11 protein-coding genes and 1 pseudogene are annotated in these 13,821 nt (G+C 58.7%); 8 read left to right on the top strand and 4 right to left on the bottom strand.

Going from position 1 to position 13,821, the window contains the following annotated elements:
• Positions 1-62 precede the first annotated feature (62 nt).
• Together moeB and moeA are read right to left on the bottom strand one after the other, a co-directional pair.
• Positions 63-815 carry a molybdopterin-synthase adenylyltransferase MoeB gene (moeB, locus tag EKN83_RS04420; protein WP_126800408.1) on the bottom strand — a complete coding sequence of 251 codons (753 nt, stop codon included), beginning with the start codon at positions 813-815 and terminating at the stop codon, positions 63-65.
• Between the two features lies 1 nt (position 816).
• Positions 817-2,049, bottom strand: a complete 1,233-nt coding sequence (gene moeA, locus EKN83_RS04415; RefSeq protein WP_126800407.1) for a molybdopterin molybdotransferase MoeA — start codon at positions 2,047-2,049, stop codon at positions 817-819.
• A gap of 187 nt (positions 2,050-2,236) precedes the next feature.
• Between moeA and iaaA the strand changes: the two are divergent.
• The 5 genes and pseudogenes from iaaA to gsiD all read left to right on the top strand — a co-directional run bounded on the left by iaaA (position 2,237) and on the right by gsiD (position 8,459).
• Positions 2,237-3,200: pseudogene (gene iaaA / locus EKN83_RS04410) on the top strand (beta-aspartyl-peptidase).
• Positions 3,187-5,058, top strand: coding sequence for a glutathione ABC transporter ATP-binding protein GsiA (gsiA, locus tag EKN83_RS04405; RefSeq protein ID WP_126800405.1), 1,872 nt, complete (start codon positions 3,187-3,189; stop codon positions 5,056-5,058). Before iaaA ends, gsiA begins: the two are co-directional and overlap by 14 nt.
• A 23-nt stretch (positions 5,059-5,081) precedes the next feature.
• Positions 5,082-6,620 carry a glutathione ABC transporter substrate-binding protein GsiB gene (gene gsiB, locus EKN83_RS04400; RefSeq protein WP_025756101.1) on the top strand — a complete coding sequence of 513 codons (1,539 nt, stop codon included), beginning with the start codon at positions 5,082-5,084 and terminating at the stop codon, positions 6,618-6,620.
• A 5-nt stretch (positions 6,621-6,625) separates the two neighbouring features.
• Complete coding sequence (gene gsiC / locus EKN83_RS04395; protein ID WP_126800404.1) at positions 6,626-7,546, top strand: glutathione ABC transporter permease GsiC; 921 nt, start codon at positions 6,626-6,628, stop codon at positions 7,544-7,546.
• Between the two features lies 1 nt (position 7,547).
• Positions 7,548-8,459, top strand: a complete 912-nt coding sequence (gsiD, locus tag EKN83_RS04390; RefSeq protein ID WP_025756099.1) for a glutathione ABC transporter permease GsiD — start codon at positions 7,548-7,550, stop codon at positions 8,457-8,459.
• A 112-nt stretch (positions 8,460-8,571) separates the two neighbouring features.
• Here the strand turns inward: gsiD and rimO are convergent, their stop codons facing one another.
• Positions 8,572-9,897: a 30S ribosomal protein S12 methylthiotransferase RimO gene (gene rimO, locus EKN83_RS04385; RefSeq protein ID WP_047958103.1), complete on the bottom strand. Its 1,326-nt coding sequence runs from the start codon at positions 9,895-9,897 to the stop codon at positions 8,572-8,574.
• A 216-nt stretch (positions 9,898-10,113) separates the two neighbouring features.
• Between rimO and bssR the strand changes: the two genes are divergently transcribed.
• Complete coding sequence (gene bssR, locus EKN83_RS04380) at positions 10,114-10,497, top strand: biofilm formation regulator BssR (protein ID WP_025756097.1); 384 nt, start codon at positions 10,114-10,116, stop codon at positions 10,495-10,497.
• A 106-nt stretch (positions 10,498-10,603) separates the two neighbouring features.
• Entirely contained in the window at positions 10,604-11,722 is a 1,119-nt protein-coding gene (locus tag EKN83_RS04375) for a PQQ-dependent sugar dehydrogenase (protein WP_126800403.1), read from the top strand.
• Here the strand turns inward: EKN83_RS04375 and EKN83_RS04370 are convergent, their stop codons facing one another.
• Positions 11,723-12,349, bottom strand: coding sequence for a glutathione S-transferase family protein (locus EKN83_RS04370; RefSeq protein WP_126800402.1), 627 nt, complete (start codon positions 12,347-12,349; stop codon positions 11,723-11,725).
• A gap of 241 nt (positions 12,350-12,590) precedes the next feature.
• Here EKN83_RS04370 and dacC point away from each other — a divergent pair, with 241 nt between their 5' ends.
• Entirely contained in the window at positions 12,591-13,796 is a 1,206-nt protein-coding gene (gene dacC, locus EKN83_RS04365) for a serine-type D-Ala-D-Ala carboxypeptidase (protein ID WP_032672410.1), read from the top strand.
• Positions 13,797-13,821: the final 25 nt, after the last annotated feature.

Genomic DNA, 13,821 nt, shown 5'->3' with positions numbered 1-13,821 from the left:
TCCTCAGCCCACGGGGAGAGGGAGCAAACACTAAAACGGCAACCTGAAGGTTGCCGTTTGCTTTAACCTCCGCACACCTCACATCCCGGATTACGCATCAGCTTCATCTCGCGGAACTGGCAGGTCATTGCGTCGTACATCACGATTTTCCCCGCCGCCGGCGTACCGTAATGCGCCAGCACTTTGATCGCTTCCATCGCCTGCAATGACCCAATCACACCGACCAGCGGCGCCATCACGCCGGCTTCGACACAGGTGAGCGCGTTCTCGCCAAACAGGCGGCTCAGGCAGCGGTAGCAGGGTTCACCGTCCGCGTATGTGAAGACGCTGATTTGCCCCTCCATGCGGATCGCCGCGCCTGAGATCAGCGGAGTTTTGTGGGCAAAACAGCCCGCGTTTAGCTGATTACGGACGGCGACGTTATCGGTGCAGTCGAGCACCAGATCGTGCCGGGCAATTTGCGCGGAGAGCGCGTCATCATCCAGCATCGCGTCAAGCAGAGTGAACTGAACGTTGGGGTTAATGCGGGCCAGCGCCGCGCGGGCAGAATCTACTTTCGGCTGGCCAACCGTTGCGTCGCTGTGCAGCGTCTGGCGCTGCAGGTTAGACACCGACACGGTATCAAAGTCCAGCAGTGTCATCCTGCCCACACCCGCCGCGGCGAGGTACTGGGCGGCAGCACAGCCCAGACCGCCAAGTCCGACGACCAGCACGCTGGCCGCCTTGAGCGCTTCCTGACCCTCGAAATCAAAGCCGCGCAGCACAATCTGGCGGTTGTAGCGCATCATCTCCTGGTCGCTCAGCTCCACCGTCATGTCAGCCCCCGAACAACTGGTTAAAGCGCTCCACCTCAACCCATTCGCCCGCTTCCACGTTGCCGCGCTCGCGCTCGAGCACGATAAAGCAGTTGCCCTGGCTGAAGGAGCTGAAAATGTGCGAGCCCTGGTGCCCGGTGGTGCTCACTTCGAGCTCACCGTCCGCGTTGCGCGTCAGGATCCCACGCTGGAAATCGAGACGGCCCGGTGATTTTTTCAGGCGCGTCGCGGTACGCACGCGCAGGCGTTCCGGCAGCGGGCGGGCCCGGTTACCGGAGAGCTTCGCCAGCAGCGGGATCACCAGCTGGTAGAAGGTAAGAGCCGCCGAGACCGGGTTACCCGGCAGGCCGCAGAACCAGCTGTGCTGCAGTTTACCAAAGGCGAACGGTTTGCCCGGTTTGATCGCCAGCTTCCAGAAGGCGATTTCACCCAGCTCTTCAAGGATGGTTTTGGTGTAATCCGCCTCGCCCACGGAGACGCCGCCGGAGCTGATGACCACGTCGGCGGTGTTGTCCGCCTCAATAAACGCAGCGCGCAGTTTTTCCGGATCGTCAGGAATAATGCCGAGGTTAATCACCTCGCAGCCCAGCTGCTCCAGCATCAGGTGTACTGCCAGACGGTTGGTGTCGTAAATCTGTCCGTCCTGCAGCGGCTGGCCCGGAAGCTGCAGTTCGTCGCCCGTCGAGAATACGGCGACGCGCACTTTACGGATAACCTCGATTTCCGCGATGCCGAGGGAGGCCAGCACCGGCAGTTCACCCGCCGTCAGCTTCTGTCCGGCGGCAAAAACCGTCGCGCCAAGGGCAATATCCTCGCCGGTGCGGCGAATGTTCTGGCCCGCTTTGACGCTGGCGGTAAACCGGATGCCGTCATCCGTCTGCTCGGTCTCTTCCTGCATCACCACGGCGTCGCAGCCTGCCGGCACCGGCGCACCGGTCATGATGCGCACGCAGGTGCCCGCAGGCCATTCACCGTTAAATGGCTGTCCGGCAAACGCTTTACCCGCCACCGGCAGCGCCTGACCGGCCCGGAGATCCGCCAGGCGTACCGCATAACCGTCCATCGCGGAATTATCGAACCCTGGCACGTTAAGCGGGGAGACAATATCGCGCGCGGCAATACGACCAAAACAGCGCACCAGAGGCAGCGTTTCAACGTCATGCAGCGGGGAAACTCGGTCAAGCATCTGCGTGAGTGCCGTCTCAAGCGACATCAGTCCGGCGGTAAAATCCATGGTGGGCTCCTGCACAGTAACAACGAAAGCGGCCATTATGGCAGAAAAGTGCCACTAACAGTATGACCCGGAGGTGTACGCTTTACATCACAGTTGCGTCTTTCTATATTCAAAAATCATCTGAAGTTTCATTGACGATAATGATATTTATAGAAAAAGCCGCAAATCAGGCTAACGGGTGATGTGAATGGTTAATGCGGTAATCGCAATTCATGGCGGCGCCGGGGCTATCACCCGTGCACAGCTCAGTCCCGAGGATGAAAAGCGCTACATTGACGCGCTGTACGCCATTGTGGAAACGGGCCAGAAAATGCTGGAAGCGGGCGAAAGCGCGCTGGACGTGGTCACCGAGGCGGTACGCCTGCTGGAGGAGTGTCCGTTATTTAATGCCGGGATCGGCTCGGTCTTCACCCGGGACGAAACCCACGAGCTGGATGCCTGCGTGATGGACGGTATCACCCTGAAAGCGGGGGCCGTGGCGGGCGTTAGTCGCCTGCGTAATCCGGTGCTGGCGGCGCGTCTGGTGATGGAAGAGAGTCCGCATGTGCTGCTGACCGGTGCCGGGGCGGAGGCGTTCGCCTTCGGACACGGGATGGAACCGGTATCGCCCGATCTCTTTTCTACCGAGGCGCGCTACCAGCAGCTGCTTGAAGCGCGTACGGCGGGCATGACGCAGCTTGACCATACTGCGCCGCTGGATGAAACCACCAAAATGGGCACGGTCGGCGCGGTGGCGCTCGATAAGGCCGGAAACCTCGCGGCGGCGACGTCAACGGGAGGGATGACCAACAAGCTGCCTGGACGCGTCGGCGACAGCCCGCTGCCCGGTGCCGGCTGCTATGCCAATAACGCCACGGCGGCGGTGTCCTGTACCGGCACCGGGGAAGTCTTTATTCGTACCCTCGCGGCCTATGACATCACCGCGCTGATGGATTACGGCGGGCTAAGCCTGAGCGAGGCCTGCGAGCGCGTGGTGATGGAGAAGTTGCCCGCGCTGGGCGGGGTCGGCGGGCTGATTGCCGTGGATCGTGAGGGCAACGTGGCGCTGCCGTTCAACAGCGAAGGGATGTACCGCGCCTGGGGTTATGCCGGTGATGAACCGAGCACGGGGATCTATCGTGAATAAGGGGGCAACGCGTGCCGCACAGTGAAGAGCTGGACAACCGCGAAGTGCTGGCTGTCCATCAGCTGAATATTGCGTTTCAGGAAGAGCGGCAGTTCATCCCCGCAGTACAGAATTTATCCTTCTCGCTCAAACGCGGCGAGACGCTGGCGATTGTTGGCGAGTCCGGCTCCGGTAAATCGGTCACCGCGCTGGCGCTGATGCGTCTGCTGGAGCAGACGGGCGGGCAAATCAGCAGCGAGAAAATGCTCCTGCGCCGCCGTAACCGTCAGGTCATTGATATAAACGATCTGAGCAGCGCGCAGATGCAGGGCGTGCGCGGGGCGGATATTGCCATGATTTTCCAGGAGCCGATGACCTCGCTCAATCCGGTGTTCCCGGGGGGGGAACAAATTGCCGAGTCCATCCGCCTGCATCAGGGGCTCGGCGGCGATGAGGCGCTCAGTGAAGCCAGACGGATGCTTGAGCTGGTGCGCATTCCGGAAGCGCAGGCCATTCTTGGCCGCTACCCGCATCAGCTCTCTGGCGGCATGCGCCAGCGGGTGATGATTGCCATGGCGCTCTCCTGCCGTCCTGCGGTGCTGATCGCCGATGAGCCAACGACGGCGCTGGACGTGACGATTCAGGCGCAGATCCTGCAGCTCATCAAAGTGCTGCAGCAGGAGATGGAGATGGGGGTGATATTCATCACCCACGATATGGGCGTGGTCGCCGATATCGCCGATCGCGTGCTGGTGATGCACAAGGGCTGCGGAGTAGAAACCGGCACGGTTGAGCAGATTTTTCACGCGCCCGTTCATCCTTATACCAAAGCGTTGCTGGCGGCGGTCCCGCGTCTTGGCGCCATGAACGGCCGCGATTTGCCGCGCCGCTTCCCGCTGATTTCGCTCGATGCGACAGGGCCGGAGGAGGAGGAACGCGAGCAGGATACCGTGGTGCCGGGTAAGCCCATTCTGGAGGTGCGTAATCTGGTCACCCGTTTCCCGCTGCGCAGCGGCGTGTTGAATCGCGTGAAGCGCGAAGTGCACGCGGTGGAAAACGTCAGTTTTGATCTCTGGCCGGGCGAAACGCTGGCGCTGGTGGGGGAGTCCGGCTGCGGTAAATCCACCACCGGGCGCGCGTTGCTCCGTCTGGTGGAATCGCAGGAAGGGAGCATTACCTTTAACGGCGAGCGCATTGATACCCTGCCGGACAGCAGGCTGCAGGCGGTCCGACGGGATATTCAGTTTATTTTCCAGGATCCGTATGCCTCGCTCGACCCGCGCCACACGGTGGGGTACTCGATCATGGAGCCGCTGCGGGTACATAACCTGCTGGACGGCGACGCGGCACAGCGTCGCGTGGCCTGGCTGCTGGAGCGCGTTGGCCTGAAGCCGGAACACGCCTGGCGTTACCCGCATGAGTTTTCCGGCGGGCAGCGCCAGCGGATCTGTATTGCCCGCGCGCTGGCGCTGAACCCGAAAGTGGTGATTGCCGATGAGTCCGTTTCGGCGCTGGATGTCTCTATTCGGGCGCAGATCATTAACCTGCTGCTCGATTTACAGCGGGATATGGGCATCGCTTTTCTGTTTATTTCGCACGATATGGCGGTGGTTGAGCGCATCAGCCATCGCGTGGCGGTGATGTTTATGGGGCAGATCGTCGAGATCGGCCCGCGACGAGCGGTGTTTGAAAACCCGCAGCATCCGTATACCCGCAAGCTTATTGCGGCGGTCCCGGTCGCCGATCCGGCGCATCGTCACGGCCAGCGCGTGCTGCTGCAGGATGAAATGCCGAGCAATATTCGTAAACGTGGCGAGGTCGTGGAGCGTGTCACGCTGCGCGAAGTGGGTCCGGGTCATTTCGTGGCTCCCCCGCGTCAGGCAAATGCTTTCTCGCGGTTATAACTTACAACAGGCAGGAGAACACAATGGTTACATTTGTAGCGCGTAAATGGTTGTTAGCCGCGAGCGTGACGGCAGCCCTGGCCGCTGCCCCCGCGTTCGCTGCCAAAGATGTGGTGGTTGCCGTCGGCTCTAATTTCACCACCCTGGATCCGTATGACGCCAACGACACGCTGTCGCAGGCGGTGGCGAAATCGTTTTATCAGGGACTCTTTGGCCTGGATAAAGAGATGAAGCTGAAAAATGTGCTGGCGGAGGGCTACACGGTCTCCGATGACGGGCTGGTGTATACCATCAGGCTCAGAACCGGGGTCAAGTTCCAGGACGGTACCGATTTCAACGCAGAGGCGGTGAAGGTTAACCTCGACCGCGCCAGCAATCCGGAAAATAGCCTCAAGCGCTATAACCTGTATAAAAACATCGCCAAAACCGAGGTGGTTGACCCGGCGACGGTAAAAATCACCCTGAAGGAGCCTTTCTCCGCGTTTATCAACATCCTGGCACATCCGGCAACGGCGATGATCTCGCCCGCCGCGCTGAAAAAATACGGGAAAGAGATCGGTTTCCATCCGGTGGGTACCGGCCCGTATGAACTGGTGACCTGGAACCAGACCGACTTTGTGAAGGTGAAAAAATTTAGCGGCTACTGGCAGCAGGGGCTGCCGAAGCTGGACACCATTACCTGGCGTCCGGTAGTGGACAACAACACCCGCGCGGCGATGCTGCAAACCGGTGAAGCGCAGTTTGCCTTCCCGATCCCCTATGAGCAGGCCGCGATCCTGCAGAAAAACAGCAAGCTGGAGCTGGTCGCCAGCCCGTCGATCATGCAGCGCTACATCAGCATGAACGTGACGCAAAAGCCGTTTGATAACCCGAAGGTGCGTGAGGCCATCAACTACGCCATTAACCGCCAGGCGCTGGTGAAGGTCGCTTTTGCCGGTTATGCCACCCCGGCAACCGGCGTGCTGCCGCCGGCGATTGCCTATGCCCAGAGCTATCAGCCGTGGCCGTACGATCCGGCTAAAGCGCGCGAGCTGCTGAAAGAGGCGGGCTTCCCGAACGGATTTAGCACCACGCTGTGGTCGTCGCACAATCACAGTACCGCGCAGAAAGTGCTGCAATTCACCCAGCAGCAGCTGGCGCAGGTGGGGATTAAGGCGCAGGTCACTGCCATGGATGCCGGGCAGCGTGCGGCTGAAGTCGAGGGGAAAGGGCAGAAAGAGAGCGGCGTGCGGATGTTCTACACCGGCTGGTCGGCCTCGACCGGTGAAGCTGACTGGGCGCTGTCGCCGCTGTTTGCCTCGCAGAACTGGCCGCCAACCCTGTTCAATACCGCGTTCTACAGTAACCCGCAGGTCGATAAAGACCTTGCCGATGCGCTGAAAACCACCAAACCGGAAGAGAAAGCGCGCCTCTACAAAGACGCGCAGGATATCATCTGGAAAGAGTCACCGTGGGTGCCGCTGGTGGTGGAGAAGCTGGTGTCAGCCCATAACAAAGCGTTGACCGGGTTCTACATCATGCCGGACACCGGCTTTAGCTTTGACGATGCGGATTTAAAATAAACCTCATGCTGAATTATGTTTGTAAACGCCTGCTGGGGCTTATTCCGACGCTGCTGATCGTGGCGGTACTGGTGTTTTTGTTTGTTCATCTGCTGCCGGGCGATCCGGCGCGCCTGATTGCCGGGCCCGAAGCGGACTCGACGGTGATAGAGCTGGTGCGTAAGCAACTGGGCCTCGACCAGCCGCTGTATATGCAGTTCCTGCACTATATTGGCAACGTTTTGCAGGGCGACTTTGGCATCTCGATGGTGTCGCGTCGTCCGGTGTCGGAAGAGATAGCCAGCCGCTTTATGCCGACGTTCTGGTTGACGATAGCCAGTATGAGCTGGGCGGTGGTGTTTGGCCTCTGCGCCGGGATTGTCGCGGCCGTCTGGCGAAACCGCTGGCCGGACAAGCTCGGGATGGCGCTGGCGGTTACCGGTATCTCCTTCCCGGCGTTCGCGCTGGGGATGCTGCTGATGCAGATCTTCTCCGTTGAGTTAGGCTGGCTGCCGACCGTCGGGGCCGACACCTGGCAGCATTACATTCTGCCCTCCATGACGCTGGGGGCTGCCGTGTCGGCGGTGATGGCCCGCTTTACCCGCGCCTCGTTCGTTGACGTGCTGAGCGAAGATTATATTCGTACCGCCCGGGCGAAAGGGGTCAGCGAGAAGTGGGTTATTCTCAAGCACGGGTTCCGCAATGCGATGATCCCGGTGGTGACGATGATGGGGCTACAGTTTGGCTTCCTGCTGGGCGGCTCTATTGTGGTGGAAAAGGTCTTCAACTGGCCGGGACTGGGACGCCTGTTGGTCGATTCCGTTGAGATGCGCGACTATCCGGTTATACAGGCGGAAGTCCTGCTGTTCTCGCTGGAGTTTATCCTTATCAACTTAGTGGTGGATGTGCTCTACGCTGCCATTAACCCGGCCATCAGGTATAAGTAAGATGCGATTGTTGAACTGGCGACGCCAGGCCGTTTTAGACGCTATGCCGGGGCTTAAACCGGAACATATCCGCACGCCGTGGTCTGAATTCTGGCGGCGTTTTCGTCGTCAGCCGGTCGCGATGGCGGCGGGGCTGTTTGTGCTGCTGCTGATTGCGGTGGCGATCGTTGCGCCGTGGGTGGCGCCGTTTGATGCGGAAAACTATTTTGACTACGACCGTCTGAACGACGGCCCCTCCCTGATGCACTGGTTTGGCGTGGACTCCCTCGGGCGCGATATCTTTAGCCGCGTGCTGGTCGGGGCGCAGATCTCCCTTGCCGCCGGGGTTTTCGCGGTGCTGATTGGCGCGGCCATCGGTACCGTGCTGGGGCTCGTCGCCGGGTATTATGAAGGCTGGTGGGACCGCATTATCATGCGCATCTGCGACGTGCTGTTTGCCTTCCCCGGCATCCTGCTGGCGATTGCCGTGGTGGCGATCATGGGCAGCGGTATGGCCAACGTGATTATTGCGGTAGCGGTGTTTTCGATTCCGGCGTTTGCCCGTCTGGTGCGTGGCAACACGCTGGTACTGAAACAGCAGACGTTTATCGAATCCGCCCGCAGTATGGGGGCCAGCGATGCTACCATCCTCTTCAGCCATATTCTGCCGGGGACGGTGTCGTCCATCGTGGTCTATTTCACCATGCGTATCGGCGTGTCGATTATCTCGGCGGCCAGCCTGTCGTTTCTGGGATTAGGCGCGCAGCCGCCGACCCCGGAGTGGGGGGCGATGCTGAACGAGGCGAGGGCGGATATGGTGATTGCGCCGCACGTGGCGATCTTCCCGAGTCTGGCGATATTCCTGACCGTGCTGGCGTTTAACCTGCTGGGTGACGGGCTGCGCGACGCGCTGGATCCGAGGATTAAGGGGTAGGCTTTTGCTTGCCCCTCACCCCGGCCCTCTCCCCAAAGGGGCGAGGGTGAAAAACCGCACCGAGCAGTCCCCTCTCCCCAGTGGGGAGAGGGTTAGGGTGAGGGGAAGGAGATTAAACCCGGCTACCCCACAGGTCATACTCGTCCGCGTTTTCGACCTTCACGCGAATAATATCGCCCGGCTTAACGTTGGTTTCGCCATTGAGGTACACCGCGCCGTCGATTTCAGGGGCGTCCGCCATGCTGCGGCCAATCGCGCCTTCTTCGTCCACTTCGTCGATGATGACCAGAATTTCGCGACCCACTTTTTCCTGCAGGCGTTCAGCAGAGATCTGCTGTTGCAGCTGCATGAAGCGGTTCCAGCGCTCTTCTTTCACCTCTTCCGGCACCTGGTCCGCCAGCTCGTTGGCGGTTGCGCCTTCTACCGGGCTGTACTTGAAGCAGCCGACACGGTCCAGACGCGCTTCTTTCAGGAAGTCGAGCAGCATCTGGAAATCTTCTTCGGTTTCACCCGGGAAGCCGACAATGAAGGTAGAGCGCAGGGTCAGATCCGGGCAGATCTCACGCCACTGCTTGATGCGCGCCAGCTGACGGTCAACGGAGCCTGGACGTTTCATCAGCTTCAGAATACGCGGGCTGGCGTGCTGCAGCGGGATGTCCAGATACGGCAGAATTTTACCTTCTGCCATCAGCGGGATCACGTCGTCAACGTGCGGGTACGGGTAAACGTAGTGCAGACGCGTCCAGATACCGAGTTTAGACAGCTGCTCGCACAGGCCCACCATGCTGGTTTTCACCGGCTCGCCGTTGTGGAAACCGGAGCGGTGTTTGACGTCCACGCCGTAAGCCGAGGTATCCTGGGAGATGACCAGCAGCTCCTTCACGCCCGCGTCGGCCAGACGTTTCGCTTCCGCCAGCACTTCGCCAATCGGACGGCTCACCAGATCGCCACGCATTGACGGGATGATGCAGAAGGTGCAGCGATGGTTGCAGCCTTCGGAAATTTTCAGGTACGCGTAGTGGCGCGGCGTCAGCTTCACGCCCTGCTCCGGCACGAGGCTCAGGAACGGGTTGTGCTTGGGTTTTGGCACGTAGTGATGAACATGTTGCAGCACCTGCTCGTAGCTGTGCGGGCCGGTGATCTCCAGCACCTTTGGGTGCACTTCGCGGATCTGGTCTTCTTTCGCGCCCAGACAGCCCGTCACGATCACTTTGCCGTTTTCGGTCAGGGCTTCACCGATGGCTTCCAGTGACTCCTGAACCGCGCTGTCGATAAACCCGCAGGTGTTAACGATCACCATATCGGCGTTGTCGTAGCTTGGCACCACGTCATAGCCCTCGGTGCGCAGTTCGGTCAGGATGCGTTCTGAATCCACCAGGTTTTTCGGGCAGCCCAGGGAGACGAAGCCGATTTTCGGCTGGTGCGTAACATTGCTCATAGGTTAAAAATTCATCAATTATGGAGTTATCAGGGCGGGATTTTACAGCGTATCGCGGGGGATTTATACACTCTTTGCAAGGCGGATGCGCCGGGGAGGCGTTGTAACATTGTAAATAATGTTAATCAGTTAATAAAAATTGATCCCAGGCATTAAACTGTACAAAAAATGAACTTATCCTGACTATGCACAATGGCTGACAGAGGAGGAAAGAGCATGACCGTTGACAGACTAAAACGCGATCTGCTGAACAAGCTGATCAATGCCCGAATCGACCTGGCCGCGTACCTGCAGTTGAGGAAGGCAAAAGGGTATATGTCAGTCAGCGAAAGCGAACATCTGCGTGATAACCTGTTTGAACTTTGCAATTTCATGCGTGAAAAAGCACCGACCCTGAAGGCGAATTACGGCGAAAGCGAACTTATCGCACTGCGCCGCGCCGCCGAGGTGCTCTCCATTGCAGGGGTGTGTCTGATGAACGGACGCCACGACTGCCCGAATTTTATCGCCGTAAACGCGGAGAAGCTTGAAAACTGCCTGACAACGCTCTCTCTATGCATCATGTGCCTGAACAAGCACGAACAGCTTGAACAGCACTGATCCAGGGGGAGGCAACTCCCCCTTCTGATTAAGCTTTTGTAAAAGTGATAACGCGGCCGGACGCAGTGGCTAACCTTTATGCCATATGCCGATAAAGGAGCGCGTTATGCCTCGATCCTCGCTGATTTTCCTGCCTGCGTTGTTTATTCCCTTTTCGCTGCTTGCTGCGCCAGAGGCGGTCAGGGTCGAGGTGCTGCAAAACAGACTCGATCATCCCTGGTCTCTGGCGTTTCTGCCGGACAATAACGGGCTGCTGGTGACCCTAAAGGGCGGCCAGCTTAAACACTGGCAGGCCGGGAAAGGGCTTTCCGATCCGATCGTCGGTGTACCAAAGGTTTGGGCAAACGGGCAGGGCGGATTGCTGGATGTCGTCCTCGCCCCGGATTTTAAACAATCACGCCGCATCTGGCTCAGCTACGCCGAAGCGGGAAAAGACGGCAAAGCCGGAACGGCAGTAGGCTATGGTCGTTTAAGTGACGATCTGACGCGCATTGAGGCTTTCCAGGTGGTGTTCCGCCAGACGCCGAAACTCTCTACCGGTAACCATTTTGGTGGCCGACTGGTGTTCGACGGCAAAGGCTATCTCTTTATCGGACTCGGCGAGAACAACCAGCGACCCACGGCGCAGGAACTGGACAAATTACAGGGTAAAGTCGTGCGTCTGACGGAGGACGGAAACGTGCCGCCAGATAACCCCTTTGTGCATACGCCCGGCGCGCGGCCGGAAATCTGGTCTTACGGCATTCGTAATCCGCAGGGAATGGCGATGAACCCCTGGAGCGATACGCTGTGGCTGAACGAGCACGGCCCGCGCGGCGGGGACGAGATCAACATTCCCGAGAAAGGCAAAAACTATGGCTGGCCGCTGGCGACGCACGGTATCAACTACAGCGGGCTGAAAATTCCGGAAGCCAAAGGCGAGCACGTTGAGGGGACCGAAAAACCTCTGTTTGTCTGGAAAGTTTCACCGGCGGTAAGCGGCATGGCGTTTTACAACAGCGAGGTTTTCCCGCAGTGGAAAAACAAGCTGTTTATTGGCGCGCTGAAGGAGAAGGACGTGATCGTGCTCAGCGTGAAGGGTAACAAGGTGACGGAGGACGGACGCATTCTGGGCGACCGGGATCAACGTATTCGTGATGTGCGGGTGGGGCCGGATGGATATCTGTATGTCCTGACCGATGAGACGGACGGGCAGCTGTTAAAAGTCAGCCCGTCCGGGACGTGATCAGGTGACCGGGATCATCACAACGTTACGGTACGCCGGGCGCTCGCTCAGCTGTTTAAGCCAGCGCTCCAGGTGCGGGCGCGGCGCCCACTTCAGACCCATGTTGGTCAGGTTCCAGACGAACGGCGCCACGGCGATATCGCCTGTACCGAACGCATCACCGGAGAACCACGGGTGCTTCGCCAGTTCGTCATCCATCATCGCAAACAGATTTTCGCAGGCATCCTGCGCGGCATGAATGGCGGGATAGTCGCGTTCAGCCTCCGGGGTGCGGATAAGCCCCATCAGGATCACCCGGTGGGTTGGTGAAAGCGTCTGGTTCGCCCAGTCCATCCACTTTTCCCCTTGCGCGCGGCGGGCCGGGTTTTCGACCCACAGACGACCCTGTCCGTACTGGGCAGCCAGGTAACGCACAATGGTGTTAGATTCCCACAGCGTGGCGTCTGTTTCGTCATCGCGCAGCAGCGGCACCAGGCCATTCGGGTTCATGGCCAGGTAGTCGGCCTCTTTATTCACGCCAAACGACATCCCGGCCATGATTTGATTGAACGGTAAATCCAGCTCCTCCAGCGTCCAGAGCACTTTCTTAACGTTGGTTGAATTATTTCTGCCCCACAGCGTAATCATATTTACTCCCGATGAGATGTGAATCCGAATCAGCTTTTGGTCATGGTGAGATAAACCTAACAATTACGCAACAGAAGAGAAAAAAATCGCCTGAATCAAAGCGTATCTGAATGTTATTGCATAAACTTTAATAACTTTACCCTCGTTGGGTTTCTTTAACGGTTTTAGTGCGCTATTACTCATCGCTTCTTGCGACACGGTGATGTGACGTAATTTTTGAATGGACACTCGGGTGGCATTTATGACGCGAAAAATGACTTCTCTGCGCAGCCTGGCGGCAGGCTCTGCGCTCCTTTTCCTGTTTGCACCAACGCTCTACGCAGCCGAACAGTCTGCGCCCGAAGCGCCGCCTGTGGATGCGCGCGCCTGGATCCTGATGGACTATGCCAGCGGTAAAGTGCTGGCGGAAGGCAATGCGGATGAGAAACTCGATCCGGCAAGCCTGACCAAAATCATGACCAGCTATGTGGTCGGCCAGGCGTTAAAAGCGGGCAAGATCAAGCTGGACGATATGGTCACCATCGGGAAGGACGCCTGGGCGACTGGCAACCCGGCGCTGCGCGGATCGTCGGTGATGTTCCTGAAGCCGGGCGATCAGGTTTCCGTATCGGATTTGAATAAAGGGGTGATTATCCAGTCCGGTAACGACGCCTGTATCGCGCTGGCGGACTACGTTGCGGGCAGTCAGGATTCGTTTATCGGTCTGATGAACGGTTACGCGCAAAAGCTGGGCCTGACCAATACCACCTTTAAAACCGTTCACGGCCTCGATGCGCCGGGCCAGTTCAGCACCGCCCGCGACATGGCGCTGCTGGGGAAAGCGCTGATCCACGACGTGCCGGATGAATATGCCATCCATAAAGAGAAAGAGTTTACCTTCAACAAAATCCGTCAGCCGAACCGCAACCGCCTGCTGTGGAGCAGCAACGTCAATGTCGACGGGATGAAAACCGGCACCACCGCCGGGGCGGGTTACAACCTGGTGGCCTCCGCGACCCAGGGCGATATGCGCCTGATCTCGGTCGTTCTGGGGACCAAAACTGACCGTATCCGCTTTAACGAATCCGAAAAACTGCTGACCTGGGGCTTCCGCTTCTATGAAACCGTGACGCCGATAAAACCGGATGCCACGTTCGTCAGCCAGCGCGTCTGGTTTGGTGACAAGAGCGAAGTGAACCTGGGCGCGGGTGAAGCGGGTTCAGTGACCATTCCGCGCGGTCAGCTGAAAAACCTGAAGGCCAGCTACACCCTCACCGACCCACAGCTCACGGCTCCGTTGAAAAAGGGTCAGGTGGTCGGGACGATTGATTTCCAGCTCAACGGGAAGTCGATTGAACAGCGTCCGCTGATTGTGATGGAAGCGGTAGAAGAGGGCGGCTTCTTCAGCCGGATGTGGGATTTCGTGATGATGAAATTCCATAGCTGGTTTGGTAGCTGGTTCAGCTAATTTTTTGCCGGGTGGCGCTGCGCTT

Source organism: Enterobacter sp. WCHEn090032 (assembly GCF_003986875.1).
GTDB lineage: Bacteria > Pseudomonadota > Gammaproteobacteria > Enterobacterales > Enterobacteriaceae > Enterobacter > Enterobacter sichuanensis.
This window is presented reverse-complemented; position numbering and strand designations above follow the sequence as displayed.

Coding starts and splice junctions, on each gene's coding strand:
- EKN83_RS04370 (WP_126800402.1), bottom strand. CDS start 12,349: ATGATTACGCTGTGGGGCAGAAATAATTCAACCAACGTTAAGAAAGTG.
- rimO (WP_047958103.1), bottom strand. CDS start 9,897: ATGAGCAATGTTACGCACCAGCCGAAAATCGGCTTCGTCTCCCTGGGC.
- dacC (WP_032672410.1), top strand. CDS start 12,591: ATGACGCGAAAAATGACTTCTCTGCGCAGCCTGGCGGCAGGCTCTGCG.
- gsiC (WP_126800404.1), top strand. CDS start 6,626: ATGCTGAATTATGTTTGTAAACGCCTGCTGGGGCTTATTCCGACGCTG.
- EKN83_RS04375 (WP_126800403.1), top strand. CDS start 10,604: ATGCCTCGATCCTCGCTGATTTTCCTGCCTGCGTTGTTTATTCCCTTT.
- bssR (WP_025756097.1), top strand. CDS start 10,114: ATGACCGTTGACAGACTAAAACGCGATCTGCTGAACAAGCTGATCAAT.
- moeB (WP_126800408.1), bottom strand. CDS start 815: ATGACGGTGGAGCTGAGCGACCAGGAGATGATGCGCTACAACCGCCAG.
- moeA (WP_126800407.1), bottom strand. CDS start 2,049: ATGGATTTTACCGCCGGACTGATGTCGCTTGAGACGGCACTCACGCAG.
- gsiD (WP_025756099.1), top strand. CDS start 7,548: ATGCGATTGTTGAACTGGCGACGCCAGGCCGTTTTAGACGCTATGCCG.
- gsiB (WP_025756101.1), top strand. CDS start 5,082: ATGGTTACATTTGTAGCGCGTAAATGGTTGTTAGCCGCGAGCGTGACG.